At 71.5% G+C, this 17,460-nt stretch carries 14 protein-coding genes; 5 read left to right on the plus strand and 9 right to left on the minus strand.

The features are described from left to right. Nucleotides 1–78: 78 nt before the first annotated feature. Nucleotides 79–252, plus strand: a complete 174-nt coding sequence (locus tag ACIRJP_RS24385; RefSeq protein ID WP_404177803.1) for a hypothetical protein — start codon at nucleotides 79–81, stop codon at nucleotides 250–252. A 31-nt stretch (nucleotides 253–283) separates the two neighbouring features. Here ACIRJP_RS24385 and ACIRJP_RS24390 read toward each other — a convergent pair whose 3' ends face one another. After that, complete coding sequence (locus ACIRJP_RS24390) at nucleotides 284–1,090, minus strand: site-2 protease family protein (RefSeq protein WP_404177806.1); 807 nt, start codon at nucleotides 1,088–1,090, stop codon at nucleotides 284–286. A 204-nt stretch (nucleotides 1,091–1,294) separates the two neighbouring features. On the opposite strand from ACIRJP_RS24390, the gene ACIRJP_RS24395 reads away from it, so the two are divergent. Further along, a complete protein-coding gene (locus ACIRJP_RS24395; protein ID WP_404177938.1) occupies nucleotides 1,295–4,615 on the plus strand; it encodes an AfsR/SARP family transcriptional regulator in 3,321 nt (1,106 codons plus the stop codon). Between the two features lie 9 nt (nucleotides 4,616–4,624). On the opposite strand, the gene ACIRJP_RS24400 is transcribed toward ACIRJP_RS24395, so the two are convergent. The 3 genes from ACIRJP_RS24400 to panB form a co-directional block, all read right to left on the minus strand. Further along, complete coding sequence (locus ACIRJP_RS24400) at nucleotides 4,625–5,479, minus strand: ABC transporter permease (RefSeq protein WP_404177809.1); 855 nt, start codon at nucleotides 5,477–5,479, stop codon at nucleotides 4,625–4,627. Continuing rightward, nucleotides 5,476–6,498, minus strand: a complete 1,023-nt coding sequence (locus ACIRJP_RS24405; RefSeq protein ID WP_404177812.1) for an ATP-binding cassette domain-containing protein — start codon at nucleotides 6,496–6,498, stop codon at nucleotides 5,476–5,478. Before ACIRJP_RS24405 ends, ACIRJP_RS24400 begins: the two co-directional genes overlap by 4 nt. A gap of 141 nt (nucleotides 6,499–6,639) precedes the next feature. Continuing rightward, nucleotides 6,640–7,527 (minus strand): 3-methyl-2-oxobutanoate hydroxymethyltransferase, encoded by an 888-nt coding sequence (gene panB / locus ACIRJP_RS24410; RefSeq protein WP_404177815.1) that lies wholly within the window; start codon nucleotides 7,525–7,527, stop codon nucleotides 6,640–6,642. A 175-nt stretch (nucleotides 7,528–7,702) separates the two neighbouring features. Here panB and ACIRJP_RS24415 point away from each other — a divergent pair, with 175 nt between their 5' ends. From ACIRJP_RS24415 to ACIRJP_RS24425, 3 genes are all read left to right on the plus strand, one after another. Next, the gene (locus ACIRJP_RS24415) at nucleotides 7,703–9,319 is read left to right on the plus strand and encodes an MFS transporter (RefSeq protein ID WP_404177818.1); all 1,617 of its coding nucleotides are present in this window, start codon (nucleotides 7,703–7,705) and stop codon (nucleotides 9,317–9,319) included. Continuing rightward, complete coding sequence (locus ACIRJP_RS24420; protein ID WP_404177821.1) at nucleotides 9,316–10,008, plus strand: TetR/AcrR family transcriptional regulator; 693 nt, start codon at nucleotides 9,316–9,318, stop codon at nucleotides 10,006–10,008. Before ACIRJP_RS24415 ends, ACIRJP_RS24420 begins: the two co-directional genes overlap by 4 nt. A gap of 227 nt (nucleotides 10,009–10,235) precedes the next feature. Further along, nucleotides 10,236–11,276 (plus strand): endonuclease/exonuclease/phosphatase family protein, encoded by a 1,041-nt coding sequence (locus ACIRJP_RS24425; RefSeq protein WP_404177824.1) that lies wholly within the window; start codon nucleotides 10,236–10,238, stop codon nucleotides 11,274–11,276. An 88-nt stretch (nucleotides 11,277–11,364) separates the two neighbouring features. Here the strand turns inward: ACIRJP_RS24425 and ACIRJP_RS24430 are convergent, their stop codons facing one another. The 5 genes from ACIRJP_RS24430 to ACIRJP_RS24450 form a co-directional block, all read right to left on the minus strand. Beyond that, nucleotides 11,365–13,119, minus strand: a complete 1,755-nt coding sequence (locus ACIRJP_RS24430; RefSeq protein ID WP_404177827.1) for an NAD+ synthase — start codon at nucleotides 13,117–13,119, stop codon at nucleotides 11,365–11,367. 136 nt (nucleotides 13,120–13,255) lie between these two features. Further along, a complete protein-coding gene (locus tag ACIRJP_RS24435) occupies nucleotides 13,256–14,932 on the minus strand; it encodes a multicopper oxidase domain-containing protein (protein ID WP_404177830.1) in 1,677 nt (558 codons plus the stop codon). A 453-nt stretch (nucleotides 14,933–15,385) separates the two neighbouring features. After that, nucleotides 15,386–15,811: a CBS domain-containing protein gene (locus tag ACIRJP_RS24440; protein WP_404177833.1), complete on the minus strand. Its 426-nt coding sequence runs from the start codon at nucleotides 15,809–15,811 to the stop codon at nucleotides 15,386–15,388. A 126-nt stretch (nucleotides 15,812–15,937) separates the two neighbouring features. After that, the gene (locus ACIRJP_RS24445) at nucleotides 15,938–16,669 is read right to left on the minus strand and encodes a DUF305 domain-containing protein (protein WP_404177835.1); all 732 of its coding nucleotides are present in this window, start codon (nucleotides 16,667–16,669) and stop codon (nucleotides 15,938–15,940) included. Next, complete coding sequence (locus ACIRJP_RS24450; RefSeq protein WP_404177838.1) at nucleotides 16,666–17,358, minus strand: DUF3105 domain-containing protein; 693 nt, start codon at nucleotides 17,356–17,358, stop codon at nucleotides 16,666–16,668. Before ACIRJP_RS24450 ends, ACIRJP_RS24445 begins: the two co-directional genes overlap by 4 nt. Nucleotides 17,359–17,460: the final 102 nt, after the last annotated feature.

Consider the following 17,460-nt stretch of genomic DNA (forward strand, 5'->3'; position numbering starts at 1 on the left):
CCACCCTGCGGCGCGCGAAAAGGGGCATGGGGGACACTGGACGGGACCGTGCACCGCCCCCGACAGGAGCCGCCCCCCATGCCCCGACTCGCTCTCTACGCCATCACCGTCTGTGTCCTGGCCGTCGTCGCGGCCGTGATCTCGTTCGTCCAGGGCAGCCTGCTCGGGATCGTCTGGGTGCTGCTGGCCGGGCTCTCGTCCAACATGGCGTGGTTCTACCTGCGCCGGCACCGCGCACAGAGCGCGGGCTGAGGACGAGACCGCCGGCCCGCCGGTCCGCCGGTCACCGGCCGAAGGCGCAGACCGGATACTCCTCGTTCCAGTGCTCCCAGAACCGATAGGCGGCGCGGCCGCACTCCGTGCCCAGGCCACTCACGCCCAGTGAGTCCAGCACCCCGTGGACCAGGTCGAAGAAGACGTGGTTGATCTCCGGGATCCACAGCACGGCGAACACCGCGAGCAGCCCGAACTGCGCGAACGGCTCCACCTTGCGCCGGATCCGGTACGACAGCCAGGGCTCGATCACCCCGTACCCGTCCAGCCCCGGCACCGGCAGGAAGTTCAGGATCGCCGCGCTGACCTGGAGCAGGGCCAGGAACGCCAGCGCGTACCGGAACTCCCTCGGGACACCGTCCAGCGCGTGCAGCCAGAACGGCGCCGTGCACACCAGCGCGAACAGCACGTTGGTCAGCGGGCCCGCCGCCGAGATCAGGCTGTGCTTCCACCGTCCGTGGATCCGCCCCCGCTCGATGAAGACCGCGCCGCCGGGCAGCCCGATCCCGCCCAGGATCACGAACAGCACCGGCAGCACGATGCTGAGCACAGCGTGCGTGTAGGCGAGCGGATTGAGGGTGAGGTATCCCTTGGCACCGACCGAGAGGTCCCCGCTGTGCAGCGCGGTGCGGGCGTGCGCGTACTCGTGCAGGCAGAGCGAGACGACCCATGCCCCCGTGACGAAGACGAAGACCGCGAGCCCGTACGGATACCCGGTGTCCGTCCACACCGCCCAGCCCGACACCGCCGTCACGGCGGCGATCCCGAGGAAGACCGGGCTGATCCGGCGGTCGCTGCGGGCGCTTGCGCTGGTCATCGGCGAACTCCTGACGGACGGCCGGAAGGGGGACAATGCGCCGGGCGGTGAGCCCGACCGTACCGCCGACACGTCACAAACGTCTCGCGCCGGGGCGGTGGTTCCGGACAGGGTGGGGGCATGACGAGCGATCCGGAGCATGCCGCACAGGGGTACGGGCGGACAGGTGTGCGTTTCCCGATCAGGGTCACGGAGAATGGGCCGGTGCGCTACTGCATCCTCGGAACGACCCGGGCACTGAGCGACGACGGCACGGCCGTCGCCGTCGGCGGGGCACGGCTGCGCGCCCTGCTCACCGTCCTCGCGATGCGCCCCGGCCGCACCGTCCCCGCCGCCGTGCTCGTCGACGAGGTGTGGGACGGGGAACCGCCCGCCGACGCGGTGGGCGCACTCCAGGCGCTCGTCGGCCGGCTCCGGCGCGCCGTCGGCCACGACGCGGTCGTCTCCGCCGAGAGCGGCTACCGGCTGGCCGCCGAGCCGGACACCGTCGACCTGTACCGCTTCGAAAGGCTCGCGGGGGAGGGCGCGCGGGCGCTGGAGGAGGGCGACGCGGCGAAGGCCAAGGTGGTCCTCGACGACGCGCTCGGCCTGTGGCGCGGCCCGGTCCTGGCCGATCTGCCCGACCGCGACGCCGTCTCGGCCCGCTGGGACGCCCGGCGGCTGGATGCCCGCCGCAACCGGCTCCGTGCCGTCCTGGCGCTCGGCCGAGCGGACGAGGCCCTGCCCGAACTGGTCGCCCTGTGCGCCGAGCACCCGATCGACGAACCCCTCCAGGCACTGCGGCTGCGCGCCCTGCGCGACGCCGGGCGCACCGCCCAGGCACTGGCCGCCTACGACGAGGTCCGCACCTTGCTCGCCGACCGCCTCGGCACCGACCCCGGCCCCGAACTGTGCTCGCTCCACGCCGAACTGCTCCGCCAGGACCCGGTCCGTCCGCCCGCCCCCGTCGCCCCGGCCGCGCGGTTTACAGCTCCCCGCACCGCGCCCCCCGCCGCACGGCACGGCAACCTCCGGGCCAGGCTCACCAGTTTCGTCGGGCGCGAGGACGACATCGAGACCCTGCGCGAGGACCTCTCGCACGCCCGGCTCGTCACCCTCCTGGGCCCCGGCGGCGCGGGCAAGACCCGGCTCTCCCAGGAGGCCGCCGAATCCGCCGGGCCCGCCTGGCCGGACGGCGTCTGGCTGGCCGAACTCGCCCCCGTCGACGACCCCGATGCGGTCCCGGAGGCCGTACTCACCGCGCTCGGCGCCCGCGAGACCGTGCTGCGCGGCGCCGGTGCCGAGGAGATCAGGGTCGCCGAGGGAAGCGGGAACAACCCCCTCGCCCGCCTCACCGAGCACTGTTCCCGGCGCCGCATGCTGCTGCTCCTGGACAACTGCGAACACCTCGTCGACGCGGCCGCCGCCCTCGCCGACCACCTGCTCGCCAACTGCCCGCAGCTCACCGTGCTCGCGACCAGCCGTGAACCGCTCGGCGTGCCGGGCGAGTTCGTCCGCCCCGTCGAACCGCTGCCCGACCCGATGGCGCTGCGCCTGTTCGCCGAACGCGGCGCCGCCGCCCGGCCGGGCTTCCGGACCGACACGGACGAGGAGACCGCGGCCGCCTCGGCGGAGATCTGCCGCCGCCTCGACGGACTGCCGCTCGCCATCGAACTCGCCGCCGCCCGGCTGCGGATGCTCACCCCGCGCCAGATCGCCGACCGGCTCGACGACCGGTTCCGTCTGCTCACCAGCGGAGCCCGCACCGTACTGCCCCGGCAGCAGACCCTGCGCGCCGTCGTCGACTGGTCCTGGGACCTGCTCGACGAAGCCGAACGCGCCGTGCTGCGCAGGCTCTCCGTCTTCGCGGGCGGCTGCACCCTGACCGCCGCCGAGGCGGTCTGCGCGGACGGGCCGCAGGGCGAGCGCGAGGTCGCCGGGCTGCTCGGCTCCCTCGTCGACAAATCGCTCGTCGTCGCCGCGCCCGCCGAGGACGGCGAGATGCGCTACCGGCTGCTGGAGACCGTCGGAGAGTACGCCGCCGCCCGGCTCGACGAGGCGGCGGAGCGCGACCCCGTGGTCCGGCGCCACCTGGTGTTCTTCCGGGAACTGGTCCGCACCACGGAGCCCCGGCTCCGCGGCGCCGGGCAGCGGTCCGCCATCGAGCTGCTCCAGCGCGAGTACGAGAACATCCGCACCGCCCTGCGCTGCGCCGTCGCCGCCCGCGACGAGCAGGAGACGCTCTGCATGGTGCTCTCGCTGTGCTGGTACTGGCAGATGCGCAATCTGAGCGGCGACGCGCTGCACTGGGCCGACGCCGCCGCGCTGGGCCCCGACCCCTTCGCCCCGCCCGCCGAGCCCGCGCCCTCCATCCACGAACGCTGCACCGACGCACCGCCGCCCATGCGGCCCGAACTGCTCCAGGAGGCACGCCGCCAGGCGGGGCTGATCCGGCTGGTCAGCATGGACCACGCCGCGGAGCGGTGGACCGACGAGGCGAGCATGGCCCGGCTGCGGGTCATCGCGAACACCTACCGGGCCGGCCAGCCGCAGACCTGCCGGGTCCCGGCATCGCTCTGGTTCTTCGCGGTCATGCTCGTCGGGGAGACCGGCAGGCTGCGCGAGCTGCTGGACGAAACGGTCCGCGCCTGCCGGGAGTTCGGCTACGAATGGGAGCTCGCCGGGGCCCTCCAGACGCGGGCCAACGTGCTGGCCAACCGGCCCGAGTGGGCGGGCGACGCGCGCACGGACGCCGACGAGAGCCTGGAGCTCTTCGGCCGGATCGGTGACGACTGGGGCGTCGCCGAAGCGCTCTCGGCGCGGGGCGAGGCCAACGAACGCCGGGGCGAGTACGCCCGCGCGGCCGAGGACTTCCAGGTAGCCATCGGGTACGCGAAGGAGCTGGGCGCGGCCTCCCAGGTGGCGGTCCTGAGCACCAGATACGCGGCCGTGCTCACCGAGATGGACCGCGGCGCCGAGGGCGAGGCGATCCTGCGCGAGGTGATCGCCGGGCGGCACGACACGAGGTCCATCGCCCGGCTCCATCTGGCCATGTGGCTGGGGCGCACCGACCGCACCGGCGAGGCGCGCGAGCAACTCACCGTACTGCGCGAGGAGTTCCACTCCGAGACCATGGCGATCTTCGACGGGGTCGTGCTGGGCGCGATGGCCTGGCTGGACAACCAGGACGGGCGGTACGCGGACGCCCTGCCCCAGGGCCTGGTGGCGCTGGAGCGGTCCCACGACCGGCTGTCGCAGTTGGTGGCCCCGCAGATGTCCGTCATCAACCTCGTCTCCCTCGCGCGCTCGCTGGCCGGCATCGGCGGCGAACGGCGGGCCACCACCGCGGCCCGGCTGCTGGGGGCGGGCCGGGAACTGCTGCCCCTGGGCCACGTACCGACGTCGATGGAGCGCGACGACTGGGCACGGGCGGAAGAACTGGCCGTCGCCGTGCTCGGCCGGCCCGCCTACGAGAGCGCGTACGCCGAGGGCGGCGGCCTCTGTCTGGAGGAGGCCACCGCACTCGTGGACGCGTACCGGGAGTGACCCGGCCGGTCAGGACTTCTTACGGAACTTGGCGACCGCGAGCGGCGCCATCACCGCGGTGATGACCACGGTCCAGCCGAGCGTCACCAGGACCGAGTGGGCGAGCGGGCCGCCCATCATCAGGGCGCGCGCGGCGTCGGCCAGATTGGACAGCGGGTTGTAGTCGGTGAACGTCTGGAGCCAGCCGGGCATCGTCCTGGTCGGGGCGAAGATCGAGGAACCGAACTGGAGCGGCATCAGCACGAGCATCCCCATTCCCTGAACCGCCTGGGCCGTCTTCATGGTCAGTCCGAGCAGGATGAAGATCCACATGATGGCGGCGCCGAACGCGGCCGACAGCGCGATCGCCCCGAGCAGCCCGAGCACCGACTCCTGGAGCTCCATGCCGAGCGCGAAGCCCATGGCCAGCAGGATGAGGGTGGCGACCATCATCCGGCCCAGCTCGACCACGATCTTCGCGATGAGCACCGAGGAACGGGCGATCGGCATCGTCCGGAACCGGTCCATGACGCCCTTGCGGAAGTCGTCGTTGACGCCGGAGCCGACCGCCATGGCGATGTTCATGCCCATCATCGCCATCAGCCCGGGGATCAGGTAGTTCAGGTACTCCTGTCGGCCGCCGCCCATGCTGCCGCCGACCGATCCGCCGAAGACGTACACGAACAGCAGCGTGAAGATGACGGGCATCAGGAGCGCGTCGAACATCGACTCCGGATCCTTTTTGATCTGGAGCATGTTGCGCCGCACCAGCGCCCCGATGTGGCGCAGGTTGTTCCGCAGCCCTATCCGGCCCTCGTCGTGGACCGCCCTCACCCGCGCGGACTCGGTGGGCGTGGGCGTGGGTGTCAGAGTCGCCGTGCTCATGCCGCGACCTCCTCGGGGATCGTGTCGGTGACGGAAGCGGACTTCTCGCCTGTGATGGCGAGGAAGACCTCGTCCAGGCTGGGCAGCGCGGTGGCGACGTGCGCCAGCGGGAAGCCCCGGGTGCCGAGCAGGCCGATCACGGCGGTCAGCTGCTCGTCGCTGAGGATCGGTACGTACAGCAGTCCCTCGTCCGGGACGGCCTGCGCTCCCGAGACCCCGTCGAGCCCCGCCTCGCGTATCGCCTGCGCCATCGCGGCCAGCTGCGCCGGGTCGGAGGGCCGGATCTGCAGGGTGCGGCCGCCGACCTTCGCCTTCAGCTCGTCGACCCCGCCCCGGGCGATGATCTTCCCCTTGTCGATGACGGTCAGCTCGCCGGCGAGCTGCTCGGCCTCTTCCATGTACTGGGTGGTGAGCAGCACGGTCGCCCCCTCTGCGACCATCCGCTGCACCTCGTCCCAGACCTCGTTGCGGGTCCGGGGGTCCAGCCCCGTCGTCGGCTCGTCCAGGTACAGCACGGCCGGGTTGCCGATCATCGAGGCAGCCAGGTCGAGCCGGCGCCGCATGCCGCCGGAGTAGTCCATCGCGGCCTTCTTCGCCGCGTCGGTGAGCGAGAACCGCTCCAGCAGCTCGTCGGCCCGGGACCGGGCGCCCTTGCGGGAAAGATCGAGCAGCCGCCCGATCATGTAGAGGTTCTCCCAGCCGGAGAGCTTCTCGTCGACCGAGGCGTACTGCCCGGTCAGACCTATGGTGCGGCGCAGCTGCCGGGGCTGCTTCACCACGTCGTAGCCCGCCACGACGGCGTGTCCGGCGTCGGGGACGATCAGGGTGGACAGGCAGCGTACGAGCGTGGTCTTGCCCGCTCCGTTGGGGCCGAGGACACCGAGCACAGTGCCTTCGCGGACATCGAGGTCCACGCCGTCCAGCGCCTTGGTCGAGCCGTAGTGCTTGACCAGCCCCCGGACCTCGACGGCGTTCGGGCCGCTCCTGGGGTTCTTGTCGATTCGCGTCATGCCCACCATGGGACCAGCCACCACCGACAGTCCGCCGACAGCAGGCCGACAGCCCGCCGATGGGGGATGTCGGCGGGCTGTCGGTGGTGCCGGCAGTGGTTCGGAGGGAACGAACCGGCGGGACCGGCAGGACCGGTGGGACCGGTGGAGTTAGTGGAAGGTGTGTTCGGCGGCCGGGAAGGCGCCTCCGACGACCTCTTCCGCGAACTCCTTCGCCGCGTCGCCCAGCACCTGGCGCAGGTTCGCGTACTGCTTGGTGAAGCGCGGCACCTTGCCGCCGGTCAGCCCGACCATGTCGGTGTAGACCAGCACCTGGGCGTCCGTGTCGGGCCCGGCGCCGATGCCGACCGTCGGGATGTGCAGGGTGCGGGTGACCTCGGCGGCCAGCTCGGCCGGTACGAGCTCCAGGACGACGGCGAACGCGCCCGCGTCCTGCACGGCCTTGGCGTCGCGCAGCATCTGCTGGGCGGCCTCCTCGCCGCGGCCCTGCACCCGGTAGCCCATCGCGTTGACGGACTGCGGGGTCAGACCGATGTGGGCCATGACCGGGATGCCGGCGTCGACGAGCAGCTTGATCTGCTCGTGGCTCCGCTCGCCGCCCTCCAGCTTGACCGCGCCGACGCCGGACTCCTTGATCAGCCGGGTGGCGTTGCGCAGGGCCTGGGCGGGGCCCTCCTGGTATGCCCCGAAGGGCAGGTCCGCGACGATCAGGGCACGCTTGGTGCCCCGTACGACCGCTGCGGAGAGGATCGCGATCTCGTCCATCGTGACGGGCACGGTGGTCTCGTAACCGAGGTGGCAGTTGCCCATGGAGTCGCCGACGAGCATGACCGGGATCCCGGCCTCGTCGAAGACGGACGCGGTCATCGCGTCGTAGGCGGTGAGCATGGGCCACTTCTCGCCGCGCTCGGTGGCGGCGGCGATGTCGTGGACGGAGATTCGGCGGGTGCTCTTGCCTCCGTACAGCGCCTTGCTGCTGTCGGTGCGGGTACCCGCGGGAGGTGTTGCGGACTGATTCTGCGCAGCCTGAAGCGACATTGCCAACGGCTCCTTCGTCATCTCGAGGCGCCCTGACGGCGTCCCCGGACCGGTTCCATGGTGGCATCCCGCGGTGGTCCACGGGAAGTGGGCCCCGCGCACGCCCGTAAAGGGTTTCCCAAACGGCTTTCCAATACGAGACGGTCTCGTATCGAAATCGGATAAGCTCCGTTTCATGTCGATGCCGTCCGGTGCTCGCGCCGCCGCGCCCCAGATTCCGGAGGCGGTCCACCGTCGCCGCTGGGCGATCCTGGTCGTCCTGATGTTCAGCCTGCTCATCGTCGTACTGGACAACTCGATCCTGAACGTCGCGGTCAAGACCATCGCGAGCCCCGCACCCACCGGCCTGGGCGCCACCCAGAGCCAGCTGGAGTGGGCGATCAACGCCTACACGCTCGTCTTCGCCGGACTCCTGTTCACCGCCGGTCTGCTCGGCGACCGCATCGGCCGCAAGAAGGTGCTGCTCTTCGGCATCCTGCTCTTCGGCACCGGCTCCGCGCTCGCCGCCATGTCCGGTTCGCCGGCCCAGCTGATCACCTGGCGCGCCCTGATGGGGTTCGGCGCCGCGTTCGTCATGCCGGCCACCCTCGCCGTCCTGGTGAACGTCTTCGAGCGCGACGAACAGCCCAGGGCCATCGGCATATGGGCCGGCAGCGTCGGCGTGGCCATCGCGATCGGCCCGATCACCGGCGGGCTGCTGCTCGAACACTTCTGGTGGGGCTCGATCTTCCTGGTCAACGTGCCTGTGGTGATCGTGGCGCTGATCGCGATGGCCCTGCTGGTGCCGGACTCCAAGGACCCGAACCCGGGCCGGATCGACCCGCTCGGCGTCGTGCTCTCCATCGTCGGCCTGGTGCTGCTGGTGTACGGCATCATCCGCGGTGGCCAGCTCGCCGACTTCGCCGACCCCGTGGTGCTGCTGTCGAGCTTCGGCGGGCTGCTCGTCCTGGCCGGGTTCGTCTGGCACGAGAAGCGCAGCACCCACCCGGCCATCGACATCTCGTACTTCAAGGAGCCGTCGTTCGCCGCGGCCGTCGCCGCCATAGCGCTGGTCTTCTTCGCACTGATGGGGGTGACCTTCTTCTCCGCCTTCTACATGCAGAGCGTGCGCGGCTGGACCGCACTCCAGGCAGGACTGATGCTGCTGCCGCTGGCCGCCACTCAGGTGATCTTCGCGCCCCGGGCCCGGCTGCTCGTCGACCGCTTCGGCGCCCGCGCCACCTGCACCGTCGGCATGCTGCTGGTCGCCGTCGGGCTGGCGGCGTTCGCGCTGTTCGACGAGACCACGCCGGTCTGGGTGCTGTGCCTGCTCTTCTTCGTCCAGGGCACCGGCATGGCGCATGTGATGACACCGGTCACCGTCTCGGTGATGCAGGCGCTGCCCCGGGAGAAGGCCGGTTCCGGATCCGCCATCAACAACACCTTCCGGCAGGTCGGCGGGGCGCTCGGGGTCGCCGTGCTCGGTTCGGTGCTCTCCACCGTCTACCGGGGCGACATCGAGGGCCACCTCGCCGCGCTCCCGGCCGGGGCCAGGGACGCGGCGGGGGAGTCGATCGAGGCGACGCTCGCCATCGCGGACAAGCTGGGCCCGGCGGGCGCCGGGCTGATCGCCTCGGCGAACGACGCGTTCCTGAAGGCCATGCACGTCACCGCCATCGGTTCGGCGACCATCGCCCTGGTGGGCGCCCTCGTGGTCGCGCTCTTCCTGCCGGGGAAGCCGCCCGCCGCAAAAGGCCCCGACGGGTCCGGCCGGGGCGACCGGCCGGTACGCGCGGCGGGAGCGGGCCGATGACCCCGGCGACCCGGCACCGCAGCGAGGGGTGGACCGACGCACGGGCACAGGCACCGGCACAGGGCCCGGGGCAGCGGCTCGGGAAGACCCCTGAACCGCGCCGGGGCCGGCCGCGCAGCGCGGCGGCCGAGCGGGCGATCCTGGACGCCGTCGTCGGACTGCTGGAGGCCGGTGAGCCCCTGGCGGTCCTGTCCATCGAGCGGATAGCCCGGACCGCGGGGGTCGGCAAGGCGACGATCTACCGGCGGTGGAGCGGCAAGGAAGAACTCTTCGTCGACGTCCTGAAGGACATGGAGCCGCCGGAGCCCGCGGTCTCGGGCACCGCCGGGCTCGACGACCTGCGCCTGCTGCTGGATTCGCTGCGCAGGCGCGGCCTGGCCCAGCGCTCCTCGGCCCTGCTGTACAACGTCTTCGCGCAGATGAAGAGCCACCCCAAGCTGTGGGAGGAGTACCACAGCAGCGTCATCGCACCCCGCCGCGTCGCCATGCTGGCCGCCGTCCAGCGCGCCGTCGACGCCGGCGAACTCCGGGCGGACCTGGACGTGGGGCTGATGGACGACCTGTTCCTCGGGCCCATGCTCGTACGCACCATCCACCGGCCCGACGCGCCGCTGCCCGATGATCTCGCCGACCGCATCGTCCAGGCCCTGGTCGAGGGCCTGGCCCCCCGCCAGTCGGGCGGCAGCTGACACGGTCGGCGACGCCCGACACTCCCGGACCGGGGCGCGGAACCGGACCCGCCCGAGTGTGAGCGTTCTGTCACAAGCCCCCACAGACCCCGCCCGGCCGGAACCCGCCGGACCCCGCCCTTCGTCCTCGTGGCAGTACGGCCGTCGTCGACGGCAGGAAACACGCCGCCCATCGCCTAGGGTCGAGGGCGCGGCGACATGCACGGCAAGGCAGTGAGGACAGCGCGATGGTGCAGGCGTACGGAGCGGACACCGGGAACGACCGTGCGGAACCGGAACCGGAGCCGGGGGGCGTCGGGCCGGGATCCCGCTTCCGGGACCTGCGCGACAGGCTGACCCGCGACCCGGGCATCTGGCTGCGCGGCATCGTCCTCGCCCTCTGCTCGGTGCTCCTCACCCTCGTGATGGCCTTCCACGCCGAGATCCCGAACGCCATCGGCAACCTGGGCAGCCTCTCCGAGACGTTCCTGCCGTGGTTCGGGGCGTTCGTCCCGCTGCTGCTGGTCCTCGGCCTGGTGCGCCGCTCGGCGACCGCGCTGATCGCCCTGCTGCTGCCGGTCGTGGTCTGGTTCAACGCCTTCGGCGGCCTGCTCACCGACAAGTCCGGCACCGGCGGCGACCTCACCGTGGCCACCCACAACGTCAACGCCGACAACCCCGACCCCAAGGGCACCGCCCGGAAGGTCGCGGACTCCGGCGCCGACGTCATCGCCCTGGAGGAGCTGCCGAACGGCAAGGTGGCGACGTACGAGGCGGCACTCGCCGACCGCTACCCGTACCACTCGGTGCAGGGCACCGTCGGCCTGTGGAGCAAGTACCCGATGAGCGCCACCAGGCCGGTCGACATCAAGATGGGCTGGACCCGCGCGATGCGCTCCACGGTGACGACACCGAAGGGCGAGGTCGCCGTCTACGTGGCCCACCTGCCGTCCGTACGGGTGAAGCTGCATGCCGGATTCACCGCCAACCAGCGCGACGACAGCGTGGACGCCCTGGGCGAGGCCATCGCCGACGAACGGCTCGACAGGGTGATCCTGCTCGGCGACCTCAACGGCACGATGAACGACCGTGCCCTGAACGCGGTCAGCTCCCAGCTGCGCTCCACCCAGGGTGCGGCAGGCGACGGCTTCGGCTTCAGCTGGCCGGCCTCGTTCCCGATGGCACGGATCGACCAGATCCTGGTGAAGGACATCGAACCGGTGTCCTCGTGGACGCTCGGCGCGACGGAGAGCGACCACCTGCCGATCGTGGCGCGCGTGAAGCTGTGACGCGGTGAGCCGTTCCGCCACCGTTGACGCGCGCCCGAACGCGAGGGCGCGGTGACCGGTCCGCCCGGCCACCGCGCCATCGCCCCGCTCAGCCCGACTCGCGCCACCGGTTGGTGATCGGCAGCCGCCGGTCCTTGCCGAAGCCCTTCGGGGAGATCTTCGTGCCCGGCGGGTACTGCCGCCGCTTGTACTCCGCCGTGTCCACCATCCGCAGCGTCTTCGCCACCAGCGCCGCGTCGTAGCCGGCCGCGACGATCTCGTCCAAACCCTGGTCCCGGTCGACGTACAGCTCCAGGATCCGGTCCAGTACGTCGTAGTCGGGCAGCGAGTCCGTGTCGACCTGCCCCGGGCGCAGCTCGGCGCTGGGCGGCTTGGTGATGGACGCCTCCGGGATCGGCGGGGTCTGCCCGCGCTCCTCGGCGGCCCGGTTGCGCCACTTCGCCAGGCGGAAGATCGACGTCTTGTAGACGTCCTTGATCGGGCCGTACGCCCCGACCGAGTCGCCGTACAGCGTCGAGTAGCCGACCGCCAGCTCGGACTTGTTGCCCGGCGCGAGGACGATCTGGCCCTCCTGGTTGGAGACGGCCATCAGCATCGTGCCGCGCAGCCGCGACTGGAGGTTCTCCTCGGCGAGACCGGTGAGCCCCAGCGAGCCCATGTACGCGTCGAACATCGGCTCGATCGGCACGGTGCGGAAGTTCAGCCCGGTGCGGCGGGCCAGCTCGGCCGCGTCGCCCTTGGAGTGGTCCGAGGAGTACTTCGACGGCATCGAGATGCCGTACACGTTCTGCGCCCCCAGCGCGTCGCAGGCGATCGCGGCGACCAGCGCCGAGTCGATCCCGCCGGAGAGCCCGATCAGCACGCTGCTGAAGCCGTTCTTGGCGGCGTACGCCCGCAGCCCCACGACCAGTGCCGAGTACAGCTCCTCGTCGTCGTCCAGCCGTTCCGCGTAGCCGCCGGTCAGCTCCGCCGGGTACGCCGGGAGCGGCTCATCGGAGAGCACCACGTGGTCGATCCGCAGTCCGTCGTTGGCGACCCCGGACGGCGGCTCGGCGGCGGCCGCCGGCAGCTCCAGGTCGAGCACGACGCTGCCCTCGGCGAACTGCGGGGCGCGGGCGATCACTTCACCGTCCTGGTCGACGACGATCGAGTCGCCGTCGAAGACCAGCTCGTCCTGGCCCCCGATCATCGCCAGGTACGCGGTGGTGCAGCCTGCCTCCTGGGCCCGCTTGCGGACCAGTTCCAGCCGGGTGTCGTCCTTCTCCCGCTCGTACGGCGAGGCGTTGATCGACAGCAGCAGACCCGCACCGGCGGCCCGCGCGGCCGGCACCCGGCCGCCGTCCTGCCAGAGGTCCTCGCAGATCGCGAGCGCCACGTCCACGCCGTGGACCCGTACGACCGGCATCGAGTCGCCCGGCACGAAGTACCGGAACTCGTCGAAGACGCCGTAGTTGGGGAGGTGGTGCTTGGCGAAGGTCAGCGCGACCTGCCCCCGGTGCAGCACCGCGGCGGCGTTCTGCGGGGAGCCGGCCGGCTGCCCGTAGCGGGGCTGGGCCGTCTCCGAGCGGTCGAGGTAGCCGACCACGACCGGCAGCTCCCCGAAGCCCTCGGCATCGAGCCGGGCGGCGAGCGCGCGCAGCGCCTGCCGCGAGGCCTCGACGAAGGACGGGCGCAGGGCCAGGTCCTCGACGGGGTAGCCGGTCAGCACCATCTCCGGGAACGCCACCAGGTGGGCGCCCTGTTCGGCGGAGTGCCGGGTCCAGTGGACGATCGCCTCGGTGTTGCCGGCGAGGTCACCGACGGTCGAGTCGATCTGATTCAGTGCGAGACGTAGTTGAGGCACGCGCACCAGTGTAATCGTCTGACTGACGCAATGTCCTGGCGGGCCGCGGAATCATGGCCGTGGCCCGCCGGGGCGGATATAGGGCCTGTCCGGCGGATCACCGCCGGGGTCGCGACCCTGATCCGCCGGACAGGCCCTACCGGCGGTAGCCGAGGACCGTCATCATGCCCACGTCCGAGTGGTAGATGTTGTGGCAGTGCAGCATCCACAGCCCCGGGTTGTTGGCGTCGAACTCGACGGCCAGCGAGCTGTTCGGCCGGATGATCGCGGTGTCCTTGCGCGCCCAGTCGGCCCGTCCCCGCCGGGTCGCCCGGTGGTCCGGCCCCGCCGCTCCCACGAGGCCGAACGAGTGCCCGTGCAGATGGATCGGGTGCCACATCTGCGTGATGTTGAAGAACTCCAGCCTGACCCGCTCGCCCGCCTCCACCGGGCGACGCCGGTGGGGGTCGTACGGCTCGTGGTCGAAGGCCCAGTCGTAGTCCCGCATGTTGCCGGTCATCTTGAACCGGATCGTCCGGTCGGGCTTGCGCGAGGACAGCTCCACCGACTCGTCCGGCGCGAGTTCCGCAGCCTGCACCAGCCTTCCGTACAGTTCCTCGGGCCGTGCGGACGCGGTGGGTGCCGTCCACTTCCCGGTACGGAGCAGGGCCAGCGCCGAGGCCCGCTTGCCCTCCGCGAGCGCGGTCAGCGGGAACACCCCGTCGCCGGCGGTGACCAGCACGTCGTACCGCTCGCCCATGCCCAGCAGCAGGGCGTCGGTGGTGGTGTGCCGGACCGGGTAGCCGTCGGTGTGCGTGATCGTCATCCGGTGGCCGCCGAGCGCCACCCGGAAGGCGGTGTCGCCGCCCGCGTTGATGATGCGCAGCCGGATCCGGTCGCCGGGCTTCGCGGTGAAGGACGTGGGGGACTTCGGGGTGCGGCCGTTGATCAGGTAGTACGGGTAGGCGACGTCGCCCCCGTGGCTGTCGAGCAGTTCGCTGTAGGAGTCCCGCATCAGCCGGGTGGGGCCGGTGCGGCCCTTGGCGGGGGCGCCGTGCGAGCCGCTGCCGTGGTCCATGCTGCCCCTGCCCCCGCTGAGCTCGTACAGCACCGAGTCCGGCGTCGAACCGGCCACCCCGTCGACCCAGTCGTCCAGGACGACGACCCACTCCTTGTCGTACTTGAGCGGCTCCCTCGGGTCCTCGACGATCAGCGGCGCGTACAGTCCGCGATCCTGCTGGACGCCCGTGTGCGGGTGGAACCAGTACGTCCCCGCGTGCGGGACCTTGAACCGGTAGGCGAATTCCGCGCCGGGCTTGATGGGCGCCTGCGTCAGATCGGGCACGCCGTCCATGTCGTTGCGCACATTGAGGCCGTGCCAGTGCAGAGTCGTTTCCGCGGGCAGGTGGTTGGCAAGGGTGAGCGCCAGGGTGTCGCCCATCGTGACCCGGAGCTCCTTGCCGGGCAGCCGGGCCTCGTACGCCCAGGAGCCGACGGTGAGCCCGCCGCCCAGATCGAGCCGGGACGGGGTGGCGACGAGGCGGACCTTCCGCAGGGGGCCCGAGCTCCGCTTCGCCTCGGCCGCCGTGACCTCCGCCCCGTGGGGGGAGACGTACTCGCCCTCGGACTTCGCACGGGGCGAGACCCCGTGCTTCCCGCCGGGGGAGGCCCCGTGGTTCACGCCGCCGTGGCTGGTGCCACCGGCGTTCGCGCTGCCGGTCTTCTTGCCGCCGTGGGCCGTGTCGGATTCGCCGGAGCACGCGGCCAGCACGGCCGAACCGGCGGTGGCGACAGCGGCGCCGAGCACGGCGCGTCGGGTGGGTGGAGTGCGCATGACGGAGGTGCACCTCGGGGTGTTGTCGGTATTTCGGTCTGCTGGGGGAGGGGGGAGGCGCCCCTTCTATATGTGCAGTACCGACAACGGGGCCGGTCGGGTCATGTCCGGCCGGGGATCCCGCCCCGGCCGGGGTGCGTCCCGTGCCGCGACGCCCCTGAGAAGGCGGAGGATCCCGATGAGCAGCGAGACGTACAGCAACAACTGTCCGTATTTCGCACATCCACTCAGGGTCATGTCGAGCACCCTACCCCCGCCGGGTATCCCTCGCGCGCAGAAACGTATCGCCGCTGGTACGGGGCCCGGCGGGGCGGACCGCAGGGCGGCCGGGGGGCAGCACAACGGCCCGGCACCCGGGGCCTCCCGTCCGGACCGGGCCGTGCTTCGGCCGGATCCGGACAGCGGGGTCCGTAAGAGCGGGGGTGCCGGGCCGGGCCGGGTCGGTGCGGCGGGTCAGCCGCGGGCGTAGACCTTCTCCGCCCAGCCGCCGATCTGCTCCGCGGTGAGGTGCTGCGCCAGGTCGGCCTCGCTGATCATGCCGATCAGCATCTTGTCCTTCACGACCGGGAGCCGGCGGATGTGATGGGTCTGCATCTCCTCCAGAACCATGTCCACGTCCGCCTCCGAGTCGATCCAGCGGGGCGTGCCCTGGGCGAGGTCGCCCGCCGTCATCTTCGACGGATCGTGGCCCATCGCCACACAGCCGATCACGATGTCGCGGTCCGTGAGGATGCCGATCATCCGGTCCTTCTCGCCGCTTGCCGAGATGGGCAGCGCGCCGACCTTGTGGTCACGCATCAGCTGCGCGGCCCGGTCGAGCGTCTCGTGCGCGGGGATCCATGTGGCCCCGGTGTGCATGATGTCCTTGGCAGTGGTCATGAGGGATTCCTCCTGCGTGCCGATGGGCATGCCGTACGTCCCCGAGCGAACCCATCGTCATGGGTCCGTTCGGGGGTCGCGACCGCTACCACCCGTTCGAGTGCATCTGCGGATCCGGGGAATGTTTCAGGAGCGGGGTGCGGAGCCTCGCGCCGCGAGCATCCCCGCCATCTCGTCCAGCTCCGAGCGCTGGGCCTCGACCATCCCGCCGGCGAGCCGCTTCTCCGCCTTCACCGTGCACAGCTTCGCGCAGCCGCGGGCCATGTCGACGCCGCCCTTGTGGTGCTCGGTCATCAACCGGAGGTACTGGACCTCTGCCGCTCTGCCGCTCGCCGAACGGAGCCGGTCCAGCTCGGTCCTGGTGGCCATGCCGGGCATGAGGGAGCCGTCGTGGGCCCGGTAGCCGGTCCCCGTGCCCGCCATCCCGTCCATCCCGTCCATGTCGTCCATGTCGTTCATCGAGTGGCCCTCGTGCCCGGCCGCCATCCAGGCCATCGGCTGCCCGGCGGACGTCTTCGGCAGCTCCCACAGGTCCAGCCAGCCCAGCAGCATGCCGCGCTGATTGGCCTGCGTATTGGCGATGTCGTACGCGAGCCGGCGCACCTCCGCGTCCTTCGTGCGGTCACGGACGATGAAGGACATCTCCACGGCCTGCTGGTGGTGGACCGCCATGTCGCGGGCGAAACCGGCGTCCGCCGAGTCCGCCGCCGGTGTGCGCGGCGCGGCCGCGACACGGTCCGCCCCGCTCCCGTCCTCGCGAGCGGAGGCGACCGTCGCCACCCCCGCGAACAGCAGCGCGAGCACCACGGCGGAGCCCGCCACCCACTCGACGCGCCGGATGCGCCTCCCCGCAGTCACTGCGCCTCCAGCCCGCCCGAGCACGTCGCACCGGGCTCGGGCGTCTGTGCCCCCTGCACGAACTTCGAGAAGAACTGGTCGACCCGCGGGTCGTCGGCGCCGTCCACGGTCACCTGGTTGCCCCAGGCGGTCAGCATGATCGTTCCGGACTGGCCCGCGTACGGGCTCATCAGCGAGTACGGCGTCCTGCCGACCCGTTCGGCGAGCTTCGCCACATCGGCGGCCGGTGCATTGCCCGTGTACGTCACCCACACCGCTCCGTGCTCCATCGCGTGCACGGCGTTCACATCGGGGACCGCGTTCTTGTAGACCCGGCCGTCGCAATTCATCCATACGGGGTTGTGGTCGCCGCCGACCGGCGGCTTCATCGGGTAGGCGACGGCCCCGGTGACATGGTTGCGGGTCAGCTTCTTCGCGTCCCAGGTCCGCAGCCCCTCGATCGGCCCACCGGCGGACTTCTGCTGCTGCTGTGCCGAGGGCGCCTTGTCGTCGGCCTTGCCGTCCGCAGCCGGGGAGGCATGCTTCTGCTCGGACGCCTCGGACTTCTCCAGCACCATGTACGAGCCGAAGCCGACCAGCCCCACGACCACGAGCACGCTCAGGCTTATGGCCAGGGCACGGTCGCGGCGCTGCCGCGCGCGGTGGGCGTCGTGCTGCTGCGCCATGGGGGTCCTGGGGTCGAAGCTCATGTCGTCAGGTCCTTCTGGGAAGGGGTGGGGCGGACGGGCCGGAGGCCGGGAGAACCGGCGCGCGCGGGGCCGTCATGAAGGCGTTCCACCCCTTGCGCGCCA

The organism is Streptomyces sp. NPDC102437 (assembly GCF_044765565.1).
In the GTDB taxonomy this organism is placed as follows: Bacteria; Actinomycetota; Actinomycetes; order Streptomycetales; family Streptomycetaceae; genus Streptomyces.